Annotated in this window: 27 protein-coding genes; 1 reads left to right on the top strand and 26 read right to left on the bottom strand. The window is 60.0% G+C overall.

Annotation, left to right across the window (positions count from 1 at the left end; genetic code table 11):
- The first annotated feature begins 179 nt into the window (after positions 1 to 179).
- Positions 180 to 2,105 (top strand): hypothetical protein, encoded by a 1,926-nt coding sequence (locus DTP52_RS00330; RefSeq protein WP_146206830.1) that lies wholly within the window; start codon positions 180 to 182, stop codon positions 2,103 to 2,105.
- 38 nt (positions 2,106 to 2,143) lie between these two features.
- On the opposite strand, the gene flhB is transcribed toward DTP52_RS00330, so the two are convergent.
- The 26 genes from flhB to DTP52_RS00200 form a co-directional block, all read right to left on the bottom strand.
- Positions 2,144 to 3,280, bottom strand: a complete 1,137-nt coding sequence (gene flhB, locus DTP52_RS00325; RefSeq protein ID WP_109751356.1) for a flagellar biosynthesis protein FlhB — start codon at positions 3,278 to 3,280, stop codon at positions 2,144 to 2,146.
- 3 nt (positions 3,281 to 3,283) lie between these two features.
- Complete coding sequence (fliR, locus tag DTP52_RS00320; protein ID WP_109751355.1) at positions 3,284 to 4,066, bottom strand: flagellar biosynthetic protein FliR; 783 nt, start codon at positions 4,064 to 4,066, stop codon at positions 3,284 to 3,286.
- A gap of 4 nt (positions 4,067 to 4,070) precedes the next feature.
- Complete coding sequence (gene fliQ, locus DTP52_RS00315) at positions 4,071 to 4,340, bottom strand: flagellar biosynthesis protein FliQ (protein ID WP_038858957.1); 270 nt, start codon at positions 4,338 to 4,340, stop codon at positions 4,071 to 4,073.
- Positions 4,341 to 4,363: 23 nt separating this feature from the next.
- A complete protein-coding gene (fliP, locus tag DTP52_RS00310; RefSeq protein WP_053120292.1) occupies positions 4,364 to 5,113 on the bottom strand; it encodes a flagellar type III secretion system pore protein FliP in 750 nt (249 codons plus the stop codon).
- The gene (gene fliO, locus DTP52_RS00305; protein ID WP_109751354.1) at positions 5,113 to 5,550 is read right to left on the bottom strand and encodes a flagellar biosynthetic protein FliO; all 438 of its coding nucleotides are present in this window, start codon (positions 5,548 to 5,550) and stop codon (positions 5,113 to 5,115) included. The genes fliP and fliO overlap by 1 nt, the downstream gene beginning before the upstream one ends.
- Positions 5,551 to 6,009 (bottom strand): flagellar motor switch protein FliN, encoded by a 459-nt coding sequence (gene fliN, locus DTP52_RS00300; RefSeq protein ID WP_109751353.1) that lies wholly within the window; start codon positions 6,007 to 6,009, stop codon positions 5,551 to 5,553.
- Between the two features lie 72 nt (positions 6,010 to 6,081).
- A complete protein-coding gene (gene fliM / locus DTP52_RS00295) occupies positions 6,082 to 7,050 on the bottom strand; it encodes a flagellar motor switch protein FliM (RefSeq protein WP_003184019.1) in 969 nt (322 codons plus the stop codon).
- A gap of 9 nt (positions 7,051 to 7,059) precedes the next feature.
- Positions 7,060 to 7,563 (bottom strand): flagellar basal body-associated protein FliL, encoded by a 504-nt coding sequence (gene fliL, locus DTP52_RS00290; protein WP_013692537.1) that lies wholly within the window; start codon positions 7,561 to 7,563, stop codon positions 7,060 to 7,062.
- Positions 7,564 to 7,794: 231 nt separating this feature from the next.
- A complete protein-coding gene (locus DTP52_RS00285; protein ID WP_109751352.1) occupies positions 7,795 to 9,177 on the bottom strand; it encodes a flagellar hook-length control protein FliK in 1,383 nt (460 codons plus the stop codon).
- An 88-nt stretch (positions 9,178 to 9,265) separates the two neighbouring features.
- Positions 9,266 to 9,610 carry an Hpt domain-containing protein gene (locus DTP52_RS00280; protein WP_109751351.1) on the bottom strand — a complete coding sequence of 115 codons (345 nt, stop codon included), beginning with the start codon at positions 9,608 to 9,610 and terminating at the stop codon, positions 9,266 to 9,268.
- 31 nt (positions 9,611 to 9,641) lie between these two features.
- Complete coding sequence (locus DTP52_RS00275) at positions 9,642 to 11,348, bottom strand: fused response regulator/phosphatase (RefSeq protein WP_109751350.1); 1,707 nt, start codon at positions 11,346 to 11,348, stop codon at positions 9,642 to 9,644.
- A gap of 5 nt (positions 11,349 to 11,353) precedes the next feature.
- Positions 11,354 to 11,659, bottom strand: coding sequence for an STAS domain-containing protein (locus DTP52_RS00270; protein WP_014337164.1), 306 nt, complete (start codon positions 11,657 to 11,659; stop codon positions 11,354 to 11,356).
- 102 nt (positions 11,660 to 11,761) lie between these two features.
- A complete protein-coding gene (gene fliJ / locus DTP52_RS00265; protein ID WP_058543553.1) occupies positions 11,762 to 12,211 on the bottom strand; it encodes a flagellar export protein FliJ in 450 nt (149 codons plus the stop codon).
- A gap of 6 nt (positions 12,212 to 12,217) precedes the next feature.
- On the bottom strand, positions 12,218 to 13,576 hold the full coding sequence (gene fliI, locus DTP52_RS00260; protein ID WP_109751349.1) for a flagellar protein export ATPase FliI: 1,359 nt from the start codon (positions 13,574 to 13,576) through the stop codon (positions 12,218 to 12,220).
- Positions 13,566 to 14,411 (bottom strand): flagellar assembly protein FliH, encoded by an 846-nt coding sequence (gene fliH, locus DTP52_RS00255; protein ID WP_109751348.1) that lies wholly within the window; start codon positions 14,409 to 14,411, stop codon positions 13,566 to 13,568. The genes fliI and fliH overlap by 11 nt, the downstream gene beginning before the upstream one ends.
- A 7-nt stretch (positions 14,412 to 14,418) precedes the next feature.
- The gene (gene fliG / locus DTP52_RS00250; protein ID WP_003199086.1) at positions 14,419 to 15,438 is read right to left on the bottom strand and encodes a flagellar motor switch protein FliG; all 1,020 of its coding nucleotides are present in this window, start codon (positions 15,436 to 15,438) and stop codon (positions 14,419 to 14,421) included.
- Entirely contained in the window at positions 15,431 to 17,215 is a 1,785-nt protein-coding gene (gene fliF / locus DTP52_RS00245; RefSeq protein WP_109751347.1) for a flagellar basal-body MS-ring/collar protein FliF, read from the bottom strand. The genes fliG and fliF overlap by 8 nt, the downstream gene beginning before the upstream one ends.
- Positions 17,216 to 17,230: 15 nt before the next feature.
- On the bottom strand, positions 17,231 to 17,557 hold the full coding sequence (gene fliE / locus DTP52_RS00240) for a flagellar hook-basal body complex protein FliE (protein WP_109751346.1): 327 nt from the start codon (positions 17,555 to 17,557) through the stop codon (positions 17,231 to 17,233).
- A 215-nt stretch (positions 17,558 to 17,772) separates the two neighbouring features.
- Positions 17,773 to 19,167 (bottom strand): sigma-54-dependent response regulator transcription factor FleR, encoded by a 1,395-nt coding sequence (fleR, locus tag DTP52_RS00235; RefSeq protein WP_109751345.1) that lies wholly within the window; start codon positions 19,165 to 19,167, stop codon positions 17,773 to 17,775.
- A gap of 5 nt (positions 19,168 to 19,172) precedes the next feature.
- Entirely contained in the window at positions 19,173 to 20,381 is a 1,209-nt protein-coding gene (locus DTP52_RS00230) for a PAS domain-containing sensor histidine kinase (RefSeq protein ID WP_109751344.1), read from the bottom strand.
- A 110-nt stretch (positions 20,382 to 20,491) separates the two neighbouring features.
- Positions 20,492 to 21,967 carry a sigma-54 dependent transcriptional regulator gene (locus DTP52_RS00225; RefSeq protein WP_003199076.1) on the bottom strand — a complete coding sequence of 492 codons (1,476 nt, stop codon included), beginning with the start codon at positions 21,965 to 21,967 and terminating at the stop codon, positions 20,492 to 20,494.
- Between the two features lie 169 nt (positions 21,968 to 22,136).
- A complete protein-coding gene (locus tag DTP52_RS00220; RefSeq protein ID WP_109751343.1) occupies positions 22,137 to 22,433 on the bottom strand; it encodes a flagellar protein FliT in 297 nt (98 codons plus the stop codon).
- Between the two features lie 11 nt (positions 22,434 to 22,444).
- Positions 22,445 to 22,840 (bottom strand): flagellar export chaperone FliS, encoded by a 396-nt coding sequence (gene fliS, locus DTP52_RS00215; protein WP_109751342.1) that lies wholly within the window; start codon positions 22,838 to 22,840, stop codon positions 22,445 to 22,447.
- A gap of 131 nt (positions 22,841 to 22,971) precedes the next feature.
- Positions 22,972 to 24,402: a flagellar filament capping protein FliD gene (gene fliD / locus DTP52_RS00210; protein WP_109751341.1), complete on the bottom strand. Its 1,431-nt coding sequence runs from the start codon at positions 24,400 to 24,402 to the stop codon at positions 22,972 to 22,974.
- Positions 24,403 to 24,484: 82 nt separating this feature from the next.
- Complete coding sequence (locus tag DTP52_RS00205; RefSeq protein ID WP_109751340.1) at positions 24,485 to 24,850, bottom strand: flagellar protein FlaG; 366 nt, start codon at positions 24,848 to 24,850, stop codon at positions 24,485 to 24,487.
- A gap of 72 nt (positions 24,851 to 24,922) precedes the next feature.
- Positions 24,923 to 25,771, bottom strand: a complete 849-nt coding sequence (locus DTP52_RS00200; protein WP_109751339.1) for a flagellin domain-containing protein — start codon at positions 25,769 to 25,771, stop codon at positions 24,923 to 24,925.
- Positions 25,772 to 25,844: the final 73 nt, after the last annotated feature.

The following is a 25,844-nucleotide window of genomic DNA, read 5'->3' as shown; positions in this document are numbered from 1 at the left end:
CTTTGCCAGGAACTGAAAAATCGGCAGAACACTCGACCCGCTATCACCTTATCAACTCAGCGTCAACCTAACAGTTCTAAGAGTGGTTGGCGCCAACATGGAGGTATTGAATAAGCACTTGAGCGGCTGCGCGGACAATGAAGTCGCCTCTACTGCAGCGCACCTTGCGGAGACCTGTCATGACCGAGAATATCTCCCTTAACGAACTTGCAGAACAAATGGGCGTGCATCCAGATGACCTGGACGAACATGGCGTGTTGAAACCATATGTGCCGACAGTGTTAGCCCCCTATCCTCCCGCCGAATATCCCGATACCGAACACCCCACCCGTTGTGAACCCGCTCCAGGCGATGAACCGCTCTCAACGCCCAGGATAGGCTGGTGCCCCAGTGGCTCCATCAGCGGCGGTATCTGTTCGCCTTTCAACAATGTGCGACCGAATTGGATGGGCTACTACCCCGGTGCCACCGCCAGTCTGCGGATTGACGAAATGATACTGCCCGGCACCCACAACTCTGGCTCGGACAAACAAGCCGACTACACCAACAGCTATGACACTTGCCAGGACGTATCACCTCATGCCCAATTACAAACAGGTATCAGGGTGCTCGACCTGAGGGTGCGATTTTACCCGGGCTACCCGGCAGGCGATTGGAAAAGATTCATGATTTACCACAGTCTCGACTCTGGAAGAACCGTCCGCGGCGACATCCTGCAAGCAGCGATGAATCTTTACAAGGCCTACCCTAAAGAGGTCGTTATCCTGGACTTTCATCAGTTCAGTAACTTCACCGACGCCGCACATCGCGAACTGGCCAACGTTATAAAACAGACCTTCGGCGATAAATTGATAGAGCCCAAATGGAAGCCGCTGGTGCTCAGGCAACTCTGGGCCTTACAGAAAAATGTCGTGATTGCTTATGACGATAACCGACGAGACCCGCAGTTCTGGCCGGGGGTCAATCAGCGTTGGATAGGAAAGGACATACCCTCCAGCAGCGAGCTGAAAAGTTTTATCGACCGCGTCGGCAATGAGACAAAGCCAGAGTATGAACTGCGTGCCATCCAGGCCCACAAATACACGCTGGTCGGACAACCCGACGATATGTCATCGGACGTCATGAGCTGGTTTGCGGCGGGCGACGCCAATTCTCCCATCATGAAATTCCACATCATCAACACCGACTGGTCGCTACGTCACCGGCATATCGACAACTGCATTCATGCGAACAGTTTCAGAAGCAAAATAGGCACCTCCCTTTACCTCAATCCCACGGATCTTGCCGCCGACGGCTACATTCCCCGTGGACACCGGGCGGTCGCCCTGGAGACATATAATGGTAATTGGAGATCCTCGATAGGCCTCCCGATAACGGGATTCCACGGTGCCACCGTACTCATCATCTGCAAAGCTAATTTACCGACAGACCTGCGGGTTTCCAACAGTGACTTTCCGCTCCCCCAACTGAGTTTAGTGCAAGGCGATGTGCTGCTATTCCAGTTCGATAGCTTCCAGCAAAAATGGCTGTTGCAAGATGTCCCTACCTATTCCCCCAACACGTCTGGGGAGACGGTTCCCACCCCGCGTACCGATGAAAAACTCGTCAGATACCAGACAGCAGATTACAACTGGACCGAACATATCAGCCTGCCGACCACTGCACCGGACAGTAGCTATATCGAGGTATCTTCCGTAATTACGGCAGTCGAAGGCTGGCACAGCCAGATCCATCGCAAACCCGCGGAGCGCGTCTACCGCTGCCAACGAGGCGACAAATATCTCTTCAGGTTTGGACAAGGCAGTTGGTGGCCCCTCCAGACGCCCGTACATACCTACGGCGCAGCCAAGGCCGGAGCCCAAATGGAAGATACCGGCACCGAAAAAACCCAGGTGCATTTCCGGGATGGCGACTGGATTGCGCAAATTACCCTTCCCCTCACAGCCTGGGAAAACGACGAAGTCACCTTGACCTCCAACGCCACCTATACGACAACCATCATGGGCACTAATCTCGTATCCGGTACCTCCATGCAACTTAGAAAAGGGGATACCCTCAAGTTCAGATACGTTGCTAACACCCGGAAATGGCGCTCTTCGAACTAGGTGAACGCGCTCAAAATCATCCCAGGCTCGACGGCCTATCAGGAATCACGCCGCAAATCCGGCGGAATCGGCAAGTCCTTGAGCGGCTCTGGACGCTTGCCTTTACCCGCGCGGTGCTGGCGGATCTGGTAGACGTAGGCCAGCACCTGGGCCACGGCCAGATACAAGCCCCCGGGGATTTCCTGGTCGAGTTCAGTGGAGTAGTAGATCGACCGCGCCAACGCCGGGGATTCGAGCAGCATCACTTCATTGGCCACGGCGATTTCACGAATCTTCAGCGCCAGGAAATCACTGCCCTTTGCCAGCAACACGGGGGCGTTGCCTTTCTCGGGGTCATACTTGAGGGCGACGGCGTAGTGGGTCGGGTTGGTGATGACCACATCGGCATCGGGAATCGCCGCCATCATCCGCCGCTGGGAGACCTCACGCTGCAACTGCCGGATCCGCTGCTTGACCTCTGGCTTGCCCTCCGAGTCCTTGTGCTCGTCGCGCACTTCCTGCTTGGTCATCATCAGCTTCTGCTTGCTCTGATAGAGCTGGATCGGCACGTCGATGGCGGCGATCAGGATCAGGCCGCAAGCCATCCACAACGTACTCCAGCCCACCAACTGCACGCTGTGGATAATCGCCTGCTCCAGCGGTTCGTGAGCAATGCGCAGCAGATCATCGATATCGGCCTGCAACACTGTCAGCGCGACGAACAGGACCAACAGGAATTTCCCGAAAGCCTTGAGCAACTCCATCAGCGCCGAGGTAGAAAACATGCGCTTGAGGCCTGCGGCCGGGTTCATTCGACTGAATTTTGGGGCCAGGCTACCGGCGGCGAACAACCAGCCGCCCAGTGAAATCGGGCCAATCACGGCGGCCAGCAGCAAACAGATCAGGACCGGCTGCACCGCCAGGATCGCGATCTTGCCCGAGTGCAGCAGGTGTTGGGACATGGAACCGGGAGAAAGCAGCACCTCACGGGGCAGGGAGAAATTCAGGCGCATGATTTCCAGCAGGTCCAGGGCCAACCCGCCGCCATAAACCAGCAATCCGCCCGCCCCCGCCAGCATCACCGCCAGCGTGTTGAGTTCCTTGGACCGGGCAGTCTCACCCTTTTCCCGGGATTCGCGCAGGCGCTTTTCCGTAGGGTCTTCTGTCTTGTCCTGACCACTCTCGCTCTCGGCCATGGTTCAGCGTGCCTGTGCCATGTCGCGTAAAAGCTGCAAGGCCTGGGTGGCCAGCGGCTGATACTGGTTGAGGATATCCCCCAGGCTGACCCAGAAAATCACCATGCCCAGCACGAGGGTCAGCGGAAAGCCGATGGAGAAAATATTCAATTGCGGTGCCGCGCGGGTCATCACGCCAAAGGCGATGTTGACCACCAGCAACGCGGTGATCGCCGGCAATACCAGCACCATCGCCGCGCCCAGGACCCAGCCGAGCTTACCGGCGATCTCCCAGAAATGATTGATCAGGAACGCATTGCCCACCGGCATGGTGGTAAAGCTCTCGGTCAAGACCTCGAAGACCACCAGATGCCCATTCATGGCGAGGAACAACAGGGTCACCAGCATCGTCAGGAACTGACCGATCACTGCCGTCGTCACGCCATTGGTGGGGTCGACCATGGACGCGAAGGCCATGCCCATCTGGATCGAAATGATTTGCCCAGCCACCACGAAGGCCTGGAAGAACAGCTGTAGCGAGAAGCCCATCAAGGCGCCGATGAGAATTTGCTCGGCCACCAGCATCAGTGCACTGAGGTCCAGGGCATGGACCGGCGGCATCGGCGGGAGTCCGGGCGCGATGACAACCGTGATCGCCAGGGCGAAATACAGGCGCACGCGCCGGGGCACCAGGGTCGTGCCGAAGACCGGCATGCTCATCAGCACCGCGGTGACGCGAAACAGCGGCAGGATGAACGATGCCACCCAGGAACTGATCTGGGTGTCCGTAAGCTCGAGCATCGACATGCGGTCAGCCGATCAACTGCGGAATACTGCCGTACAACTGCAGGATGTATTCCATGAAGGTTTGTACCATCCAGGGGCCGGCGACGATCAGCGTCACCAGCATCACCAACAGGCGTGGCAGGAAGCTCAAGGTCTGTTCGTTGATCTGGGTCGCGGCCTGGAACATCGCCACCAGCAATCCGACCAGGAGGCTGGGGATCACCAGGATGGCAACCATCATGGTCGTCAACCAGAGCGCTTCACGGAACAGGTCTACCGCTACTTCAGGCGTCATATCGTCCTACCCGCACAAAAGGCCTAAACACCGCCGAAACTGCCCGCCAGGGTACCGATGATCAACGCCCAGCCATCCACCAGCACAAACAGCATGATCTTGAACGGCAGGGAAATGATCAGCGGCGAGAGCATCATCATGCCCATGGCCATCAGTACGCTGGCGACCACCAGGTCGATGATCAGGAACGGGATGAAAATCATGAAGCCGATCTGGAAAGCGGTCTTGAGCTCGGAGGTCACGAACGCCGGCACCAGGATGGTCAATGGCGCCTGATCGGCACTGGGGATATCGGTGCGCTTGGACAGGCGCATGAACAGCTCCAGGTCGCTGCTGCGAGTCTGGGCCAGCATGAAATCCTTGATCGGCACTTCAGCCTTGGCCACGGCATCCTGAGCAGTGATTTTTTCCGCCAGGTAGGGTTGCAGCGCATCCTGGTTCACCCGGTCGAACACCGGCGCCATGATGAACATGGTCAGGAACAGCGCCATGCCGGTGAGGATCTGGTTCGAGGGGGTCTGTTGCAGGCCCAGGGCCTGGCGCAGGATCGAAAAGACAATGATGATCCGGGTGAAACTGGTCATCAGCATGACGAACGCCGGGATGAAACTCAGCGCGGTCATGATCAGCAGGATCTGCAGGCTGACCGAGTATTCCTGGGCCCCTTCGGCGTTGGTTCCGAGGGTGATCGCCGGAATCGACAGTGGATCGGCGGCGAACGCCAACGGTGCGGCCAGCATCAGGGCCAATGCCAACAGAATGCGCAACGGCATTACTTTTTATCCTTCTGGTCTTTACCCAACAGTTCCATGAGACGCTGGGCAAACTCGGGACTTGCCTGCTCGGCGGAGGGCACCTGCACCGGCTCCTTGAGGACGTGCAAGGCGGTAATGGTGCCCGGGCTCAGGCCCAGCAGGATCTGCTCGCTGCCGACCTGCACCAGCACCAGCCGGTCCCGCGGACCGAGCGCGCGGGAGCCGATGATGTCGATGACCTGGCCTTTGCCGGCTGGCCCGGCCTGCTGCACCCGACGCAGCATCCAGGCGAGGAAGAAGATCAAGCCCAGCACCAGCAGCAAACCCAGCACCAGCTGTGCCAATTGCCCGGCCACGCCACTGCCGGCAGCCGGCGCAGCGGCGGCCGTGGCAACCGGCTCGGCCGCCAGCACGCTCAATGGCAGCATCGCGGCTGCTGCGAAGAAACCTTTCACTCAGCGCAGCTTCTTGATGCGTTCGCTCGGACTGATCACGTCCGTCAGGCGAATACCGAACTTCTCGTTGACCACCACCACTTCGCCATGGGCGATCAAGGTACCGTTGACCAGCACGTCGAGTGGTTCGCCGGCCAGGCGGTCCAGCTCGATCACCGAGCCCTGGTTGAGCTGCAGCAGGTTGCGGATGTTGATGTCGGTGCTGCCCACTTCCATGGAAATCGACACCGGGATATCGAGGATCACATCCAGGTTCGGGCCATCGAGCGTTACCGGCTCATGACTCTTCGGCACGCTGCCAAATTCTTCCATCTGCAGGCGGCTGGACGCATGAGCGCCACTGTCGGCCGCCAGCAAGGCGTCGATGTCGGCTTGCCCGGCATCACCGGTTTCTTCCAGGGCTGCGGCCCATTCGTCGGCAAGCGCCTGGTCATCCTGGGTATTCATATCGTCAGCCATCATTTGTCCTCGGCGGGCAAAAATCAGTTAAAAACGTAAAATCCGTTACAAACTCAAGGGGTTCGACCCCGCTCAGCGGCGTTCGATCGGCTCGATCACCTGCAACGCCAGGTTGCCTTTGTGAGAGCCCATCTTGACCTTGAAGGCCGGTACGCCATTGGCGCGCATGATCATGTCTTCCGGCATCTCGACGGGGATGATGTCACCCGGCTGCATGTGCAGGATGTCCCGCAGGCGCAGTTGGCGCCGGGCAACCGTCGCGCCGATCGGCACGTCGACATCCAGCACATCCTGGCGCAGCGCATTGATCCAGCGCTCGTCCTGGTCGTCGAGGTCCGACTGGAAACCGGCATCGAGCATTTCTCGCACCGGCTCGATCATCGAGTACGGCATGGTCACGTGCAGGTCGCCGCCACCGCCATCGAGCTCGATGTGGAAGGTCGAGACCACGATGGCCTCGCTCGGGCCGACGATGTTGGCCATGGCCGGGTTCACTTCCGAGTTGATGTACTCGAAGTTCACTTCCATGATCGCTTGCCAGGCTTCCTTCAAGTCGACGAAAGCCTGCTCCAGCACCATGCGCACGACCCGCAGCTCGGTCGGGGTGAATTCACGCCCCTCGATCTTGGCGTGACGACCGTCGCCGCCGAAGAAGTTGTCCACCAGCTTGAACACCAGCTTGGCGTCAAGAATGAACAATGCGGTGCCGCGCAACGGCTTGATCTTCACCAGGTTGAGGCTGGTAGGCACGTACAGCGAGTGCACGTACTCACCGAACTTCATCACCTGCACGCCACCGACGGCCACGTCGGCCGAGCGGCGCAGCATGTTGAACATGCTGATGCGGGTATAGCGGGCGAAACGCTCGTTGATCATTTCCAGGGTCGGCATGCGTCCACGAACGATGCGATCCTGGCTGGTCAGGTCGTAGCTTTTGACGCTGCCCGGTTCAGCAGCGTTCTCGGTCTGCACCAGGCCATCGTCGACACCATGTAGCAGCGCGTCGATTTCGTCCTGGGACAACAGGTCCTGCACGGCCATGTCGTGTTCCTACTGCAATACGAAGTTAGTGAAAAGCAACTGTTCGATCACCACTTTGCCAAGCTCTTTCTGAGCCACTTCCTGCACGCTGGCCGTGGCTTTCTGACGCAGCATTTCCTGACCGACCGGGGTGGCCAGGGTGTCGAAATTCTGTCCGGAAAACAGCATCACCAGGTTATTGCGGATCAGCGGCATGTGCACCCGCAGCGCTTCCAGGTCAGCCTGGTTGCGACCCAGCAGGGTGATGCTGACCTGCATGTAGCGTTGACGACCGTTCTGGGTGTAGTTGGCCACGAAGGCTGGCGCCATCGGCTCGAAAATCGCCGGTTGCTTGCCCACTGGTGCGGCTTCGACCGCCACCGCCGGCTTGCTTTGGGCGCTGTGCATGAAATACCAGGTCGCCCCCACCGAAACGCCGATCGCCAGGAGCAAACCCACCACGATCATGATGATCAGCTTGAGTTTGCCTTTGGTTGCAGGGTCTTTTACAGCTGCTGCTTCACTCTTCGCCATGCCAATAATCCGTCACTAATCGGGGTTTTCACTGTTGCACGGCAAGGCTGGAGCAAGTGTTATGCCAGAAGTGTCGGCGCTTAAGATGACGGGCAGACGCGATCTTCAATCCCCATAAAAACAAAGTGGGAGCGAGCCTGCTCGCGATAGCAGTGGATCAGCCCACGCAAGGGTGACTGACAATCCGCTATCGCGAGCAGGCTCGCTCCCACAGGGGCGAGCATCGTTGGGTCAGGCGTAGTAGTCGACCGCGCTGGTGCCGATGACACTGGTCGTGCTGACAGCCGCTTCAGCAATGCTGGCCGTGCCAGCGTCGTCCGCCGAATCCACCCGCCCACCGGACGACGTGGTGCGCCCCGCCTGGGCTTGCTGCTGGGCCTGCTGCCCCTGGTTCTGCGAGCCACGGGACTGGTCCGATACACTGACGTCGACCTGGCCCATGCCCTGCTGGGCAAAACTGTCCCGCAGGCGATGCAACTGGCCTTCGAGGGCTTCGCGAACGCCGGAGTGGGCGCTCATGAACGTGACCTGGGTCTGCTGGTCCGGAACCATGTTCACCCGGATATCCAGGCGCCCGAGCTCGGCGGGTTGCAACTGGATATCGGCCGCCTTGAGATTGACGCTGGACAGGTACATCACCCGGTTGACCACCTCTTCGGTCCAACCGTTCTGATTCATTGCGATAGGCTGGTTGACCGGCACCGCATTGGCGGTTTTGGGCGTAGCGGCCTGGGTCAGTGCGGCCAAGCGGTTGGCGAAATCGTCCACGCGAGTGTCACTGGAAGCGGCGCCAAGGTCCTTGAGGCCTTCGCTGATCAAGCCACCGAATGCCTTGTCGCCACCCTGGCTGCCGGGCCCGGTACTGTTCTGGTCGGCTTGCACAGTAAGCATGCTCGCCATACCGGCGGCAAAGGTTTGTGCCGAAGTCGGCTCACCATCGAGCGACGCCGGGGCCGCGCTCTTGGGTTGGGCCTGGCTGGTGGCGGAAACATGGCCGCCCTGCTCCATCGCCAAGCGCAAGGCTGGCAACGCGTCGAGTGGGTCGGCTTCAGGATCGAAGGCGGGATCATCCACCGGGACCGCCGCCTGGGTCACCTGGACCGGTGCGGCCAAGGGGGCAACCGGCGCCGCTACTGCCGTACCCAGCTGGGTGTCAGTCGTGACCGCCACAGGTGCAGGTTCCGCCGTGGCTGTCGCCACCGGCACCGCCATGTCCGGCAGCAGTCCTGGATCAAGGCTCGGATCGATAGGCGCAGCATCGGCAACTGGCGTTTGCGCAGGGTCGGCGTTGTCGTCACTGGCGGCGTTATCGTCGGCGCTGGCCGGTTTTTCCGTGGGCAAGGGTTTGCCGCTATCGGCAACCGTCGGCTCCGGGGCGGCAGGGGTCTGGTTGCCAGTGTCTTTTTTGACGGTGTTGTCGGCAGCCTTGTCGCGTACCGATTTCACCGATGGCTCAGGGGCCGCAGCCGATTTGGCAGGCGCCTGCTTGGCGAAGACTTGAGCGAAGCTGGAGGCTCTATCCCCGAGTTCCGGGGCCGCTGCCGGTGAATTGACGGCGACCTGGGGCTTGGCCTGGACAGAGGCCTGAAGCAGTGTGTTGGGGGTAACAGGCATAAAAGGGTCTCCGCTGCACTGGAATCATAGGTACAGTCGAGACTAGGCAATGCAAGGCACGGGCCAACGTCTGCCCGACCGTCGAATCTCAGCAGTGAAAGCCTTCACGCTCTTCCCTGCAAAGCTTGCGGACATGAGCAAATTCATTGTCGATTTCGTTGACCAGCTTTTCGATACCGCCCAATGACGGTTGCTTGGCACGCTGTTCCAGCTCGCCGCACAGCTCGGCCAGGCGGATGGCGCCCATGTTGCTGCTGCTGCCCTTGAAGCTGTGGGCCGTGGCGCTCAGTTTTTCAGCATCCCGTGCTTCATGCAGCACCCGCAGGCGAGCCTCGGAGTCGTTGAGAAACGTATCCAGCAACTCCAGATACCCCTCCTCCATGACTTCCTTCAACGTGCTGAGCACGTCGCGGTCCAGATGAATCTCGTTCACTTGTTCGCTCCCTGATCAAGAATGGCCCCGATTATGCCAGAGCCTCCCAGAAAAACTCCACGCGCGCACTACGACCATCGTCTGACCAACTGGCCTGGTGGCTCAACTGGCGTACCAGGCTCACGCCGCGCCCCGACAACCGATCACTGTCCACGGGCCGCGCCAGCACTCTGGCGACATCAAACCCCTCGCCACTGTCTTCGACTTCGATGGCCAGGCGACCACCCTCGCCGTCTGGTGAAACACGCAAATGCACCCGCACGTAACCGTCGCTCAGTTCATCCAGGCGCGTATTGCGCTCCCGGTAGTAGCGGGCAAAACCCGCCGCGTCACGCTTGAGGCTCGAGTCGAGCCCCAGCACCCCATGATCCAGGGCATTGGAGTAGAGCTCCGACATGACGCTGTAAAGGGCGCCACTCTGCGCCCTGAGTCCATGGACCTCGAGCAACAACTGCAACAGGTAAGGCATCGGGTTGAAGCGCTTGAGTGTCTGCGCCCGGAACTCGAAGCTCACCGACCAATCCAGCGGGCTGGACTGGCCGCTATCGGAATAGACCGGCGGCGGCGGATTGAGTTGCGTCGGTGCGACCAGCCGTACCTCGACCATACTGAAGTCGTCCCGAGCCTCGCCGCGAAAGTCCCGCAGGGCCTGCTGGATATCTTCGAAAAGAAGATCGGGCTCACGGTTGGCTGCAAACACCTGCTGCAACCCCTCCACGCCAAACGGCCGATCATGGTCGTCACTGGTTTCGATTACGCCGTCAGACAACAGGAACACCCGGTCCCCCAACGACATGGCGTGCACTTCGGTGCGATCATCGAATAGCTGGGGCGAGAGCACACCCAACGGCAGGTGCCGCGCCGGCAATGGCGTGCGCACGCCGCTGAGGCTGTCATGCAGGTAACCCTCGGGCATGCCGCCATTCCAGACTTCCACCGTGCACCGCTGGAAACTCAGGCATAGCAACGTCGCGCAACAGAACATGTCCACTGGCAGGATGCGTTTAAGCTTGGCATTCATCTCCCGCAGGATCTGCGCCAGGCCGTAGCCCTTGGCGGTCATCCCGTAGAACACTTCCGCCAGCGGCATCGCACCGACCGCCGCCGGCAAACCGTGCCCGGTGAAATCCCCCAGCAGGACGTGCATGTCGCCGGCCGGGTTGAACGCCGCCAGCAGCAAATCACCGTTGAACAAGGCATAAGGCGATTGCAAGTAGCGGATGTTCGGCGCGCTCAGGCAGCCGGAGTGGGCGATCTTGTCGAATACAGCCTTGGCGACCCGTTGTTCGTTGAGCAGGTAGTCATGGTGCCTGGCGATCTGGTCGCGCTGCTCCACCACCGTGGCCTGCAACCGACGCAAGCGGTCCATGGCCTTGATCTTGGCCGCCAGGATCACTTGGTTGTAGGGTTTGGCCAGGAAATCGTCACCGCCCGCTTCCAGGCAACGGGCCAGGGCTTCGCTCTCGGTCAACGAGGTGAGGAAAATGATCGGGACCAACTGGTCCCCGGCCAACTGCTTGATTTTCTGCGCGGCTTCAAAGCCGTCCATCACTGGCATCATCGCATCCATCAGCACCAGGTGCGGACGTTGCTCCAGATAGACATCGACCGCTTCGGCGCCATCGGCCGCAGTGAGCACATGATGCCCCTGGCGGCGGACAATGGTCGACAACAGCAGTCGATCAGCGGCACTGTCTTCGGCAATCAGGACCGTCAGCGGCTCCGACGACGATTGCATGGCCGTCAACTGATGTCGAACAGCTTGTCGAAATTGGAGATCGCGAGGATTTTCTTGACGTCATTGCTGCTGTTGACGACACGGATATCCGACTGGTCGCCACCGGCATGATCGCGCAACAACAAAAGCATGCCCAAGGCGGAACTGTCGAGATAAGTGGCTTCTTTCAAATCCACCACGATGGAGTCAGGTTTCTGATTGAGCCGTTCATAGGACTCACGAAACTCCTGATGCCGTCCGAAATCGAATCGACCTTTGATCGAGATCGTCAGCTTGTGCCCATCGGGGGATACTTCGGTAACGACTGACATGATCGGCTTCCTTGTCATGGACATACGTGTACAAGGTGTAGCATCTGGTAAAGGTCTGAGCAAGGTTTTGTCAGAATCTGCCGACAAAATCCCGGTTTCGCATCAATAGGGATTCTGCCGCGGCAGGCGCTGGGACAACTCATCGAGCAGTTTCTGTTCGCGCCTGTCTTCCAGTTGCCGTGCCTCATCGATATAGCGCTGCACCAGCTTGCGCAACCCTTCGACCCGGGCAAACGCCTCTTGCCAGCTCTGGCGAGCCTTCTCTAGGTTGTTCTGGTGCCAGACCAGGCTCTGGCGCTGCTGGTCGATAGCGGTACCCAACTGCGCAAGAAAGCCTTGGTAGCCCAACAACCACTGCCCGGAAACCCCGTGGGCACCACGGGCGATCCACTGTTCCTGATATTCGAGTCGAAAGTTTTCGAGGTCTGCCAGCTTGCTTTCGGCGACTTTGACCTGGCCCTGGAAATACGCCAGTCGCTGGACGGCGGTCTTCTCGGCCTTTTCCGCCATGTCCACCACGGGGGCCAGGCGGGCCGCACGACTCGTGGCCATGGTCGGTTAAGTGCCTGAGATCGGGGCGAAAAGAGTCTGCAAGTGCGCCTCACTGGCGCCCATGCCGATGTTGTCGTTCAGGCTCTGGCGCAGGTAGACGGCCATCGACGGGTGCAGGTTGATCGCGGTGTCGGTCTCGCGGTCGCCGCCAGGCACATAGGCGCCGACGCTGATCAAGTCACGGCTTTGCTGGTAGCGCGACCAATACTGCTTGAACTGCTGGGCCCGCTTCATGTGTTCGGCACTGATGACCGACGGCATGACCCGGCTGATGGAAGCCTCGATATCGATGGCCGGGTAATGCCCTTCTTCGGCCAGGCGCCTGGACAGCACGATGTGGCCGTCGAGTACGCCCCGGGCCGAGTCAGCGATAGGGTCTTGCTGGTCATCGCCTTCGGACAGCACGGTATAGAACGCGGTGATCGAACCACCGCCCTTTTCCGCATTGCCGGCACGTTCCACCAGTTTCGGCAGCTTGGCGAATACCGAAGGCGGATAGCCCTTGGTGGCTGGCGGTTCGCCGATGGCCAGGGCGATTTCCCGCTGGGCCTGAGCGAAACGGGTCAGCGAATCCATCAGCAACAGGACGTTCTTGCCCTTGTCACGGAAATACTCGGCGATACGTGTGCAATACATGGCCGCTCGCAAGCGCATCAACGGCGCATCATCCGCTGGCGAAGCCACCACCACCGAACGCTTGAGCCCTTCCTCACCAAGGATATGCTCGATGAATTCCTTCACCTCACGACCCCGTTCGCCGATCAGCCCCACCACGATGATGTCGGCTTCGGTGAAACGGGTCATCATGCCCAGCAGCACGCTCTTGCCCACCCCGGTACCGGCGAACAGGCCCAAGCGCTGGCCGCGTCCGACTGTCAATAAGCCGTTGATGCAGCGGATACCCACGTCCAGCGGTACGCTGATGGGGTCGCGCTTGAGCGGGTTGATCGTCGGGCCGTCCATCGGCACCCAGTCTTCAGCCTTCATACCGCCCTTGCCGTCCAAGGCCCGTCCGGCTCCATCCAGCACGCGCCCGAGCATGCTCATGCCCATGGGCAGGCGACCGTTGTCGGCCAAGGGCACCACGCGCGCGCCGGGGGCGATGCCGGCGACACTGCCCACCGGCATCAAGAAGACCTTGCTGCCAGAGAAGCCCATGACTTCGGCTTCGACTTGCACCGGGTGATAACTGTCGTCGTTGATCACCATGCAGCGGCTGCCCATGGCGGCACGCAGGCCTTCGGCTTCGAGGGTCAGGCCGACCATGCGCAGCAGACGCCCTTCCAGGATCGGTTGACCGGCCAGTTCGCTGGCCTCGGCGTAGCTGCCCAGGCGCTTGCCGAAGCTGGTTCGCTCAAGGCGCATCGCGGCTGTCCGGTGCAGAAGCGTCCAATTCAGGTACATCCAACCCGGCATCGGTCGGCGCGGCATCCGCACTGACCGGAGGTTCGTCCGGCAACTCCAGGCTCAGGTCGGCAGCGGCCGGGTGCAAGGCCTGTTCGTGCAACTGGTCGAACAATTTGGCCATGATCTGGCTGATGCGAGTTTCAACGGTTGCGTCGATGCGACTGTGTTCGGTTTCCACACGGCAACCGCCCGGCAGCAGCGCCGCGTCCTCGACGATGCGCCAGGTTTCTTCATGGCGTTCGCGCAGGGCCTTGACCAGCTCGAAGTCCTGGGGATTGATGTACAACCGCACGTTACCCACGCCCAACGGCAACAACTTGAGCGCTTCACGCATGACATGTTCGATCTGGCTCGAATCGATAGCCAGTTCGCGCTGGATCACTTGTTTGGCGATGTGTTGCACCAGCCCCACCAGGGATTTCTCGATCTGGGTGTCCTGCTCGGCGATGGGGTCGAACAGGTTGAGCATCAGCGATTCCAGCGCGCGAAGCTTGGCCGTCAGCGCCACGTCGGCTTCCTGGCGGACCTTGAGCGTGGTGCTGTGGAAGCCTTCCTTTTCGCCCACGGCAAAGCCTTCGTTGTAGGCTTCCTGGCGAATGCTCTCGACTTCCTCGAGGGTCAGTGGCTGGACTTCCTCCAGCGGCACTTCCTCCATTTCCGGCAGCTCTTCCTCCGGCTCAGGCTCAGGCTCGGGCACGTGGGGATCGAAGCTGGGCAGCGACCAGACGTCGAAACCACCGACGTCCCGGGCGCGGATCAGGTCGCTGGGTGCTTCATCACTCTTGGCAGACATAACGACCTTAGATCATCTCTTCGCCGCCCTTGCCACCGAGAACGATCTCCCCGGCTTCGGCCATGCGGCGGGCGATGGTGAGGATTTCCTTCTGTGCGGTTTCCACGTCGCTGACGCGCACCGGGCCCTTGGCCTCGAGATCGTCGCGCAACAGTTCGGCCGCCCGTTTGGACATGTTCTTGAAGATCTTTTCCTTGACGCCTTCGTCCGAGCCCTTGAGGGCCAGTACCAGCACGTCGGACGACACTTCGCGCAACAGGGCCTGGATGCCACGATCGTCGACATCGGACAGGTTGTTGAACACGAACATGAGGTCTTCGATCTGACCGGACAGGTCTTCGTCGAACTCGCGGATCGAGTCCATCAACTGACCTTCGATCGAACTGTCGAGGAAGTTCATGATGTCCGCCGCACGCTTGATACCACCCAAGGTGGTGCGCGAGGCATTGGAGTTGCCCGAGAACTGCTTCTCGAGAATCTGGTTCAATTCTTTCAGGGCCGCCGGCTGCACGGTGTTGAGCGAAGACACCCGCAGGATGATGTCCAGGCGCACCTTGTGGTCGAAGTTGCCCAGGACTTCACCGGCCTGGTCCGGGTCGAGGTAAGCCACCACGATCGCCTGGATCTGCGGGTGCTCGTAACGGATCACGTCGGCAACCGCCCGCGGTTCCATCCACTTGAGGCTGTCCAGGCCGCTGGTATTGCCACCCAGCAGGATCCGGTCGATGAGGCCGTTGGCCTTGTCCTCGCCCAGTGCCTGGGTGAGCATCTTGCGCACGTAGTCGTCGGAACCGACGCCGAGGCTGGTCTGATCGCCGACGATGTCGACGAACTCGCTCATCACCTGCTCGACCTGCTCGCGGTGCACGTTGCCCATCTGGGCCATTGCCACGCCCACGCGCTGGACCTCCTTGGGCCCCATGTGGCGCAGCACTTGGGCAGCGTCGGTAGAACCCAGGGACAGCAGCAGGATCGCGGCTTTGTCGACCCGGGACAATTTGGCAACAGCGGCTCGATTATCACTCATCTGCGTTAATCCACTCTTTCACGACCTGGGCCACACGACCCGGGTCTTCTGCCACCAGACTCTTGATGGCGTTCAACTGAGCGTCATAGCCTTCGCTCGGGCTTGGCAGCAGGATGCTCTGCGGCCCGCCGAGGCTGACGCGATCGTTGGCCAATTCGCCATCCAGGCCGCCCATGCCTCCCAGCTCGACATCACCGAAACCTGCCAACTGCTTGTTCTTGCCGCCACCGGTGATGTTGTTGAGCACCGGACGCAGCACGCCAAACACCAGTACCAGGATGAACAGCACACCCAATACTTGCTTGACCACATCCCAGAACCAGGGTTGCGAATAAAACGGAATATCGGCGACCACTTCACCGCGCTCGAGGGAGAACGGTACGTTGATCACGCTGACGCTGTCGCCGCGGCTGGCGTCAAAACCGACGGCGTCCTGCACCAGGCGAGTGAAACGCGCCAATTCGTCGGCGCTCCACGGCGCACGACTGGTTTCGCCATTGGCCGGGTTGACCTTGACCTGATCGTCCACCACCACGGCGACCGACAGGCGATTCAAACGACCCTGTTGTTGCTTGGTGTGACTGATGGAACGGTCGAGTTCGAAGTTCTTGGTCGACTGCTGACGCTTGTCGGCCGGGTACGGCGCCAACATCGGCTGACCGGTGGCCGGGTCCATGATCTGCTGGCCATTGGCATCGATCAGCGGCTGGCCTGGCTGCACCATGCCAGCGGCCGCGGTGGCGCCCCCGGTGGTCTGCGGCGCGCTGGCCGGCGACGGCGGCTGGTTGCTCAGGGCTCCCGGTACGCCTTGCGGGCCATTGCTGGCGGTGCGTTGTTCATTGACCGACTGCTCGCTGCGCAACGCCGGCTGGTCCGGGTTGAACTGCTCGGAGGTCGACTCGACGGCACTGAAGTCGACATCGGCCGACACTTCGGCCTTATAGCGATCATTGCCCAGGATCGGTTGCAGGATGTTGTGCACCCGCTGGGTCAGCATGCCTTCCATGCGACGGCTGTAATCGAATTGCTTGCCGGCCATGGTCAGTTCGGAGTTCTCCGCCTGATCGGACAGCAGGTTGCCTTTCTGGTCGACCACGGTGATCTGCGACTTGCTCAGCTCAGGTACGCTGGTCGCCACCAGATTGACGATGGCAACGACCTGGCCTGGCTCCAGGGAGCGGCCCGAATACAGCTCGACCAGTACCGAAGCGCTGGGCTTGCGCTCATCGCGCACGAACACCGAGCTTTTCGGAATCGCCAGGTGCACGCGGGCACCCTTGACATTGTTCAGGCTGGAAATGGTCCGCGCCAGCTCACCTTCCAGGCCGCGACGATAACGGGTCGCTTCCATGAATTGGCTGGTGCCCAGGCCCTGGTCCTTGTCGAGGATCTCGAAACCGATGTTGCCATCGGTAGGCGTCACGCCGGCCGCGGCGAGCTTGAGGCGCGCACGGGCGACGTCATCGGCCTTGACCAGCAAGGCGCCGGAATTAGGTTCGACGGTATAAGGAATGTCGGCGGAAGCCAGGGTTTCCATGACTTGCTTGGCGTCCATGCCCGCCAGGCTGCCGTACAGCGGACGGTAGTCCGGCTGCTGGGACCACAGTACCACGGCAAAACCAATCGCCACGCTGGCAGCCAGGCCGACCAACAGGCCTACCTGACGCAGCATGGTCATCTCGGAGAGATTTTCCAGGAAGGACAGACCGAACAGCGGCGGTTTGCCGTCTACCGGAGTGGCCTTGGCTGGAACGTTATCAACGGCTGCTTCTGCCATGACTCAATAATTTCCTTAGACCGGCATCTGCATGATGTCTTGGTAGGCTTGAACCAGTTTGTTGCGAACCTGGGTCAACGCCTGAAACGAGACACTGGCTTTCTGCGAGGAGATCATTACATCCGTCAGGTCGACGCCACTTTTGCCAATCTCGAAAGCACTGGCCAACTGATTCGATGCCTGCTGGGTATCGTTCACTTTATTGACGGCCTGACCGAGCAAGTCGGAAAAGCTGCTGCCACCCACCTGGGGGACCGCGACCGATTTAGGCTGGGCCATGGCGTCCATCTGCATGGCCCGCATGTCCAACATCAACCGATTAAATTCAATACCTTGGCTCATGGTCTACTCTCTCTGGCGGCCCGCATTTTTTTGACACTTACTCAGCGGGTATTCAGGTATTAGCAACAAGGGTGCCAGCTCCATGGCCGCAAAAAACAAATGCGTGTGGGAGCGGGCTTGCTCGCGAAAGCGGTGGTTCAGTCAATGCAACGGTGACTGGTAAATCGCTTTCGCGAGCAAGCCCGCTCCCACAAGGGGTATTCGGTGCACATTACTCAACTGGCGAACAGATAGGCCTCGACATCCATTCCGGCGTCGCGCATCTGCGCCAACTTGTAGCGCAGGGTGCGCGGGCTGATGCCCAGGCGTTCGGCCGCCTCCTTGCGACGACCGCGCTCGGCGCGCAGGGTGTCGATGATCATCTGGAACTCGCGACGACGCAGGTCATCGCCCAAGGCGCCGGCCGACTCACCCTCGACTTCCAGCGGGGGCGCGAAGGCCGCTGTTGGTACCGGCGACAATGCAGGCAATGGTGCACAAGCGACCGGACCGGCCAGGCAGAAATCCTCCGGCTGGATCAAGCCGCCCTGCTGCAGGATCAAGGCCCGCTGAATGGCGTTATCGAGCTCTCGGACATTGCCCGGCCATGGGTAGGCAACCAGGCAGGCCCGAGCCTCGGCCGAAAGCCGGGCCGCCGCATGCTTCATTTTATTGACGTGCTTGTTCAGCAGACGCTCGGCCAGCGGCAGGATATCGGCGGTGCGCTCGCGCAGCGGACGCCAAGCCAGCGGGAAGACCGACAGACGGTAATAGAGGTCTTCACGGAAACGCCCCGCCGCCACTTCGCCAGCCAGGTCGCGGTTGGTGGTTGCCACCACGCGAATATCCAGGCTGATGGGTTTGCGCGCACCGACCCGCTCCACTTCCCGCTCCTGCAATACGCGCAACAGCTTGGCCTGCAGGCCCAACGGCATTTCGGAAATCTCATCGAGCAGAATCGTGCCGCCGTCAGCCTGCTCGAACTTGCCAGCCTGGGCCGCAATGGCCCCCGTGAACGAGCCCTTTTCGTGGCCGAACAGCGTCGCCTCGAGCATGTTGTCAGGGATTGCCGCGCAATTGATGGCAATGAACGGTTCGTTGGCGCGCCGGGACTGTTGATGAATGTAGCGCGCCAGCACTTCCTTGCCCGTACCGGACTCGCCGGAAATCAACACAGTTGAATCGCTGCGGGCCACCCGCGCGGCCAACTCCAGCAATTGCGCACTGGCCGGTTCGATGGCCACCGGACCTTCACCCTCGACCGCGAGACTACCCAAGGCATGGCGCGCGACCAGATCCAGCAGTGCTTTGGGCTCGAACGGCTTGACCAGGTAATCCGCGGCACCTTGACGCATGGCATCCACCGCTCGCTCGACGGCGCCGTGGGCGGTCATCAGCAAGACCGGCAGTTGCGGCTGACGGGCGCGCAACAGGCCGAGCAATTGATGGCCATCCATGCCCGGCATGTTGACGTCACTGACCACCAGGCCGAACGCTTCGCGGCCCACGGCAAGCAGCGCCTCTTCCGCCGAACCGACGGCGGCGTAGTCGTGGCCAGCCAAGACCAGCGTATCGGCCAGCGCCTCACGCAGCGCCCGGTCATCCTCAACCAGCAACACCTTGATCGCCATTGCTTTCACTCCACCCCTGGCGCATTGGAAAACAACGGCAAGCACACCGTCGCACAAGTGCCACGCCCCAGCCGCGAGCGCAGTTGCAATTCTCCCTGATGGGCACGGGCCACAGCCTTGACCACGGTCAGGCCCAAGCCGGTGCCGGTGGTCTTGGTGGTAAAGAATGGCTCACCCAGGCGTGCCAGCACGGCCGGCTCGATACCACTGCCGCTGTCGCTGACACACAGGCGCAAGATGTTGTCGCGGGTATACAAGTGCACTTTCAGCCGGACGTCGCCGCCGCTGGCCTGGATCGCGTTTTCGATGAGATTCAACACCGCACCCACCAACGTGTCGCGGTTACACAACACTTCGCCGACATGGCTGTCGCACTGCCAGCGAATCGGCAGATCCTGCACATGAGTCAACGCCGCGGCCTGCAACGATTGCAGCAAGGACTTGGGGGTGACACGGTCGGTCAACGGCAGCTCGCCGCGAGCGAAGACCAGCATGTCGCGCACCTGGTGCTCCAGCTCATGCAGGCGCTCTTTCAAGCGTCCGGCAAAGCGTTGCTGGGTTTCCATCGGCAATTGCTGTTCAGTCAGGTGACTGGCATAGAGCAGCGCGGCGGAAAGCGGCGTACGAATCTGGTGGGCCAACGAGGCCACCATCCGCCCCAGGGAAGACAGACGCTCATGGCGAGCCAACTGGTCTTGCAGGTGACGGGTTTCAGTCAAGTCATTGAGCAGCACCAACTGCCCAGGCTCGGCATCCAGCGAGCGCGTCGAGATGGACAGGCGCCGACCGTCCTTGAGGGACACTTCATGGCCGTCGTCTTCACGGGGCGCAAAGCAACGGGCGATGACATGCCGCCACAGCTCCCCCTCCAACGGCAGGCCGAGCAATTCGCAAGCCGCCGGGTTGGCTTCGCGCACACGGCCGTGGGCATCGATGACGATCACGCCACCGGGCAACAGGTCGAGGAGATTTTGCAGGCGATTGGCCAAGCGTTCCTTTTCCGCCAGCTCCTGCATGCGCTGGGCGCTGACCACGGCCAATTCACCCTTGAGCTCGGTGACCCGGGCTTCGAGCAGGCTGTAGGAATCAGTCAGTTGGCTGGACATCTGGTTGAACAGCGAAAATGCCTGCTCAAGTCCAAGCCGGCTTGCCTGCTCGGCGGACGGCCTGTGTTCCAGCTCGGGGACAGGAGACATCTGGGCGACTTGGGTCATCGGGCTCTCTCGCTTGGCTGACCGTCAGTTAAACGGAACGTTGCGAGGGCTATAGCAATACCCGTGCCGAAAAAAAACCGCCTGAAAATCAGGCGGTTGGAAAACAGGCGTCAATCATCCGCCTGTTCATCTCCTTCGCGACGGCTCATGCCGTACTTGCGCATCTTCTCCACCAGGGTGGTACGACGGATGCGCAGGCGTTCTGCGGCGCGGGCCACGATACCGTTGGCATCGTCCAGCGCCTGCTGGATCAACCCTTGCTCCAGGCCTCCCAGGTAATCCTTGAGATCCAGGCCTTCGGGCGGCAGCAAGGCATTGGCAGTGAAATCCGGCGTGTGGCCGTTGATTGCCACCCGCTCCTCCAGATCGCTGCGCAGGCTATCGACCATTTGCTCGTCTTCGTCGTCGACGTAGCGGAATTTCTTCGGTAGCTCGTTCACGCCGATCACCCCGTACGGGTGCATGATCGCCATGCGCTCCACCAGGTTGGCCAGCTCACGGACGTTGCCCGGCCAGCCATGGCGGCACAGGGACATGATCGCCGCCGAATTGAAGCGGATCGAACCGCGCTTTTCGTGCTCCATGCGCGAGATCAGCTCGTTCATCAGCAACGGGATGTCTTCGACCCGCTCACGCAGCGGCGCCATTTCGATCGGGAAAACGTTGAGGCGGTAATAGAGGTCTTCGCGGAAACTGCCGACCTCGATCATGCTCTCGAGATTCTTGTGTGTGGCGGCAATGATTCGTACATCGACGCTCTGGGTCTTGTTGCTGCCCACGCGTTCGAAGGTGCGCTCCTGCAGCACTCGCAGCAGCTTGACCTGCATCGGCAACGGCATGTCGCCGATTTCGTCGAGAAACAGCGTACCGCCGTTGGCCAGTTCGAAACGCCCGGCGCGGCTGGTGATCGCGCCGGTGAAGGCACCCTTCTCATGACCAAACAGCTCGCTCTCCAGCAACTCGGCCGGGATCGCGCCGCAGTTGACCGGCACGAACGGCGCTTCGCGGCGCTTGGAGTGGTAATGCAGGTTGCGCGCGACCACTTCCTTGCCGGTGCCCGACTCGCCCAGGATCAGCACGCTGGCGTCGGTATCGGCGACCTGCTGCATCATCTGGCGCACATGCTGGATCGCCCGGCTGGTGCCGACAAGGCTGCGGAACAGGTTGGGTTCGCGATGCCGGCCGCGCTCGCGAGCCTGATCGTACATCTCGCGATAAACCTGCGCGCGATGCAGCGAATCGAGCAGCTTGCTGTAGCTGGGCGGCATTTCGAGCGTGGAAAGTACCCGTCGGCGCTGGTCTTCAGGCAAGTCAAGGGAAGAATTTTCGCCCATTAACAAAACCGGAAGGAACTCATCCCAGGTTGAGAGTGTCTTTAGCAAGCCCAAAAGCGTTGCGGGAGCATTCACGGTCCCGATAAGGACACAAATGACTTCACGACTGGACGACAAAGAGCCGACGGCCTGCTGCCAGTCATGGCTTCCGCAGGGTAAATTTTCTTCGCCAAGAAAATTTAAGATCACCGCCAAGTCGCGGCGGCGGACGCTATCGTCATCGATCAGGAGAATTTTGGTTTCACGCCACATGCAATAGCAACTTCCCTAGTCAACCCAATGCCCGAAATTAGGGGGCAAGCTAGACGCTTGCAGACTTGTCATGCCTGTAGACGCCTTAAATCTGTAAACAGCTACTAGTTAAGTCAAAAAACCGTGCACAGTCAAATTTATGGCGCAACGGGCTCGGATTAACTGAGCATTAACCGAACAGATGGTAAACCTTTGCCGCGTTCTGTGCTTGATGGATCTGTTGCATCTCGTCGACGATCGCCTGACGCTCCCCCGTCGCCGCCTCCAGCAATTGCCGATATACCCCCAGCAACTCCTCAAGATTTGTCCGCAAGGCTGCCTCATCCACCTGAGGCTCGCCCAGGACGTCTTCCATGCAGGAACGGCAAGCCAGGTCCAACTGACCGATGGCTTCCCAGTTACGCTCGGCCAGGGCATCAACCAGGGCGTCACGGGTTTGTTCGATTCGCTGCAGGACAAGACTCATGAGAGCACTCCTTAGAATTGCGGACCAGGCGCGGCAATGGCATCCCAGCCTTCCTTGACCGTGCGAAGCAGATCGGTGACTTCGTCGAGGATCTTCGGATCGGCCTTGACGTTGGCTTCGGCCAGACGTTTCATCATGTAAGCGTAAAGAGCATCCAACTCAGCGACCGACTCGGCCTGGTTTTCCAGGTCCAGGCCTTCACGCAAACCACCGACGATGCCGATGGCCTTGCTGATCAGAATGCCTCTGTTTGCAATATCCTTGCGCTCCATCGCGCCCTTGGCCTGGGCAATACGATCCAGCCCGCCTTCCATGAGCATCTGCACCAGACGATGGGGACTTGCTTCGGAGGTTTGCGCCTGGGCGCCAATCTTCTGGTATTGGCGAAGGGCTAACATCGGATTCATGTTCTACCTCATCAAAAAACTTCGGTTCGTATAAACAGCGTATCGACGCTGCGTCAAAAAACTTTAGGTCGAAAAGCCGAAAGCCCGGAACGTTGTCAAAACGTTGCCGGGCTTTTTGCATCGGTCGAAAATCAGCTGTTTTTCTGTTGTGCCGTCAATGCTTCGAACATCGAGGTGATGTTGCTGGCGGTGGCCTTCAGCTTGCCGACCAGGGTATCCATGTCATTGTACTTCTTGGTCAGTGTGGCGGTCAGGGTCACAACCCGGCGATCCAGAGCCTCCTGATCGTTCTTCAGGCGGGTCTGGGTCTTGGTCAGCGTGCTAGTGCGCTGATCCAGGATGCCGCCGGTCTGGCTATAGGGTTCGATCGCCTTGCCCATGCGCTCCAGCAGGCCATTGGTGCCCGTGAACAACGTTTGGACTTCACCGCTGAGCTTTTTATCGTTCATCGCTGCGGTGAATTTGACGGTATCGAAGTTCAACGCACCCGTCTTCTGATCAGTGGTAATACCCAACTGGGCCAACGACGTCAGCTTGTCGCCAGCGCCGGTTTCAGACAAGGGCGTTCGAATCGCCGCCAGCAGCGAGCGAGGCAACGCGTCACCGGTCAATTTTGCCGACACCGTCAGCTTCCCATCATCGTCGAGCGACGGCTTGGTCAGTGCGGTGATGCTATTGGCGATCGCGTTATAGGCATCGACGAATTTCTGGATCGAGGCTTTCAGGCCATCGTTGTTTGGCGCGACGGTGACGGTTGAGCTGGCGCTCGGCCCGCCACTGAGCAAATTCAAGGTCAACCCAGAAATCGCCGTGCTGACCGTATTGCTCTTGCTGGTCAGCGCCATGCCATCGACGGAGAACTTGGCATCCTGGGCCAGGGCACCGATGGCACCCGCCGAAGTGGCCGTCAGAGCAGCTCCACCAGCACCCACGACGTTCGTCCCATCGATCTCTAGCCCGGCAATGCCGCTCACCGAGATGTCGGAACCAGCGCCGGTCGTGCTTGAACCCAGTACCAGGCGCGAACCGAAAGAGTCGGTGATGATGTTGGCACTGAAACCCGCAGCCTTGAGCGACGTGTCGGCATTGATCGCGTCACGAACCGATTGCAGGGTGGCACCGGCCCCCACATTGAGGTTGTAGTTGACACCGTTCTGCGCGATGGTCAGCGTGCCGCTCGGGATGGCACTGCTAGCGCCACCGGCGAAGGCCGCCGAGGTGACCTTGGAAGCCGTCGCGATATTCTCGACCTTGATTGCATAGGTACCGCCCACCGCAGAGTTGCTGGCGGTTGCCGTCAAAACAGTTGGGGTCGAGGAAGTCGCAGCAAAACCCGAGAATTGCGGGGTCGTTGTGCTGGACAAGTCCTTCATCGCGGTATTGAAAGCTGCCAACAGCGACTTCAGGGTTCCCACCCCGGAGATGCTGTTGGTAGTCGTCGTCGTCGCTCGGGTGATCTGACCTTGCTTGGCGGCCTTGTCGGAATCGACCAGCGCCTTGACGATCGCGGTGGTGTCAAGGCCAGAGCCTAGACCCAAGCCAGGTAGAATTGGACTTGCCATGTGGGACTCCCTTCAGTGTGTCGCCGGCCTTTTGACCTTTACAACGCCCAAAAGAACATAACAACAAAATTCGTGCCGGTTGTCAGGCTTCGGCGCTGAACAACAAGCTGTTTGCATCATTCAAACTGTTGGCCAGCTTCAGAACTTCTTCGTTCGGGATCTGGCGAATCACTTCGCCGGAACCACTGGCAATCACTTTGACCACTACTTTGCCTGAAGGCTCATCAATAGAGAACTCCAGGTTGCGCTTTACCGACTGGACGAACTTCTCGATTTCCTGAACGGCCTTCTTCAGTTTGTCCTGCTCGGCGGCAGCGTCTTTGGGAGTTTCCTTCACCGGAGCCACGATAGCAGCGTCGGCTTGAGGCTTCTCCACCGGCTTGTCGACCACCGTGGGAGCTGGCTTCGCCGCTGGATAAGACAAGTTCAGCTTCACGCTCATATCCATGTCCATCACCTCTTGAACGGAAAAAGCGAGAGAGCACGCAAGCGCACTCCCCCGCTAAAACTCATCCAGCTATTACTGAAGCAGCTTCAGTACAGCGGACGGCAGTTGGTTGGCCTGGGCCAGAACCGAGGTAGACGCTTGCTGCAGAGTCTGCTGCTTGGTCAGTTGTGCAGTTTCAGCAGCGAAGTCGGTATCTTGTACGCGACCCAGTGCAGCACTGGCGTTTTCGTTGATGTTCTGCAGGTTGGAGATGGTGCTGTTCAGACGGTTCTGGGCAGCACCGAGGTCGGCACGAGCACTGTTGATAGTGTCGATCGCGCTGGTGATTGCATCCATGGCGGCCGAGAAGTTGGTTTCCGAAGTAGCGCTGTCGGAACCAACGATGGTGATTGCCGAGTCAACACCCAGGGTAGCAGCGTCGAAGCTGGCGCTCAGGGTCAGGGTGATCTGGTTGTCAGAACCGTTGTTGGAACCGACCTGGAAGGTCATGGTGCTGGCGGTACCGTCAAGCAGGTTCTTGCCGTTCAGGTTGGTGCTGTTCGCGATACGGGTCAGTTCGTCGCTCATCTGCGAGAACTCTTTGTTCAGAGCGATACGGTCATCTGCGCTGTTGCTATCGTTACGAGCCTGGATGGCCAGTTCACGCATACGCTGCAGAATGTTGGTCTGCTCCTGCATCGCGCCTTCAGCGGTCTGCGCCATGGAGATACCGTCGTTGGCGTTCTTGATCGCCATGTTCTGACCGCGGATTTGCGAGGTCATACGGGTAGCGATCTGCAGGCCGGCGGCGTCGTCTTTGGCGCTGTTGATTTTCAGGCCGGAAGACAGGCGGGTCATCGAAGTGGACAGAGCATCGGAAGCCTTGTTCAGGTTCTTCTGAACGTTCAACGATGTGACGTTAGTGTTTACTGTTAAAGCCATGACGAATTCCTCGTTGGTTGGGTACTGCGGCTTCCGGCCCTGGCAACCGCCGGGTGTGGCCTAGAGAACCTTC

It is taken from the genome of Pseudomonas sp. 43mfcvi1.1, from assembly GCF_900115935.1.
Classification (GTDB): Bacteria; Pseudomonadota; Gammaproteobacteria; order Pseudomonadales; family Pseudomonadaceae; genus Aquipseudomonas; species Aquipseudomonas bijieensis.
This window is presented reverse-complemented; position numbering and strand designations above follow the sequence as displayed.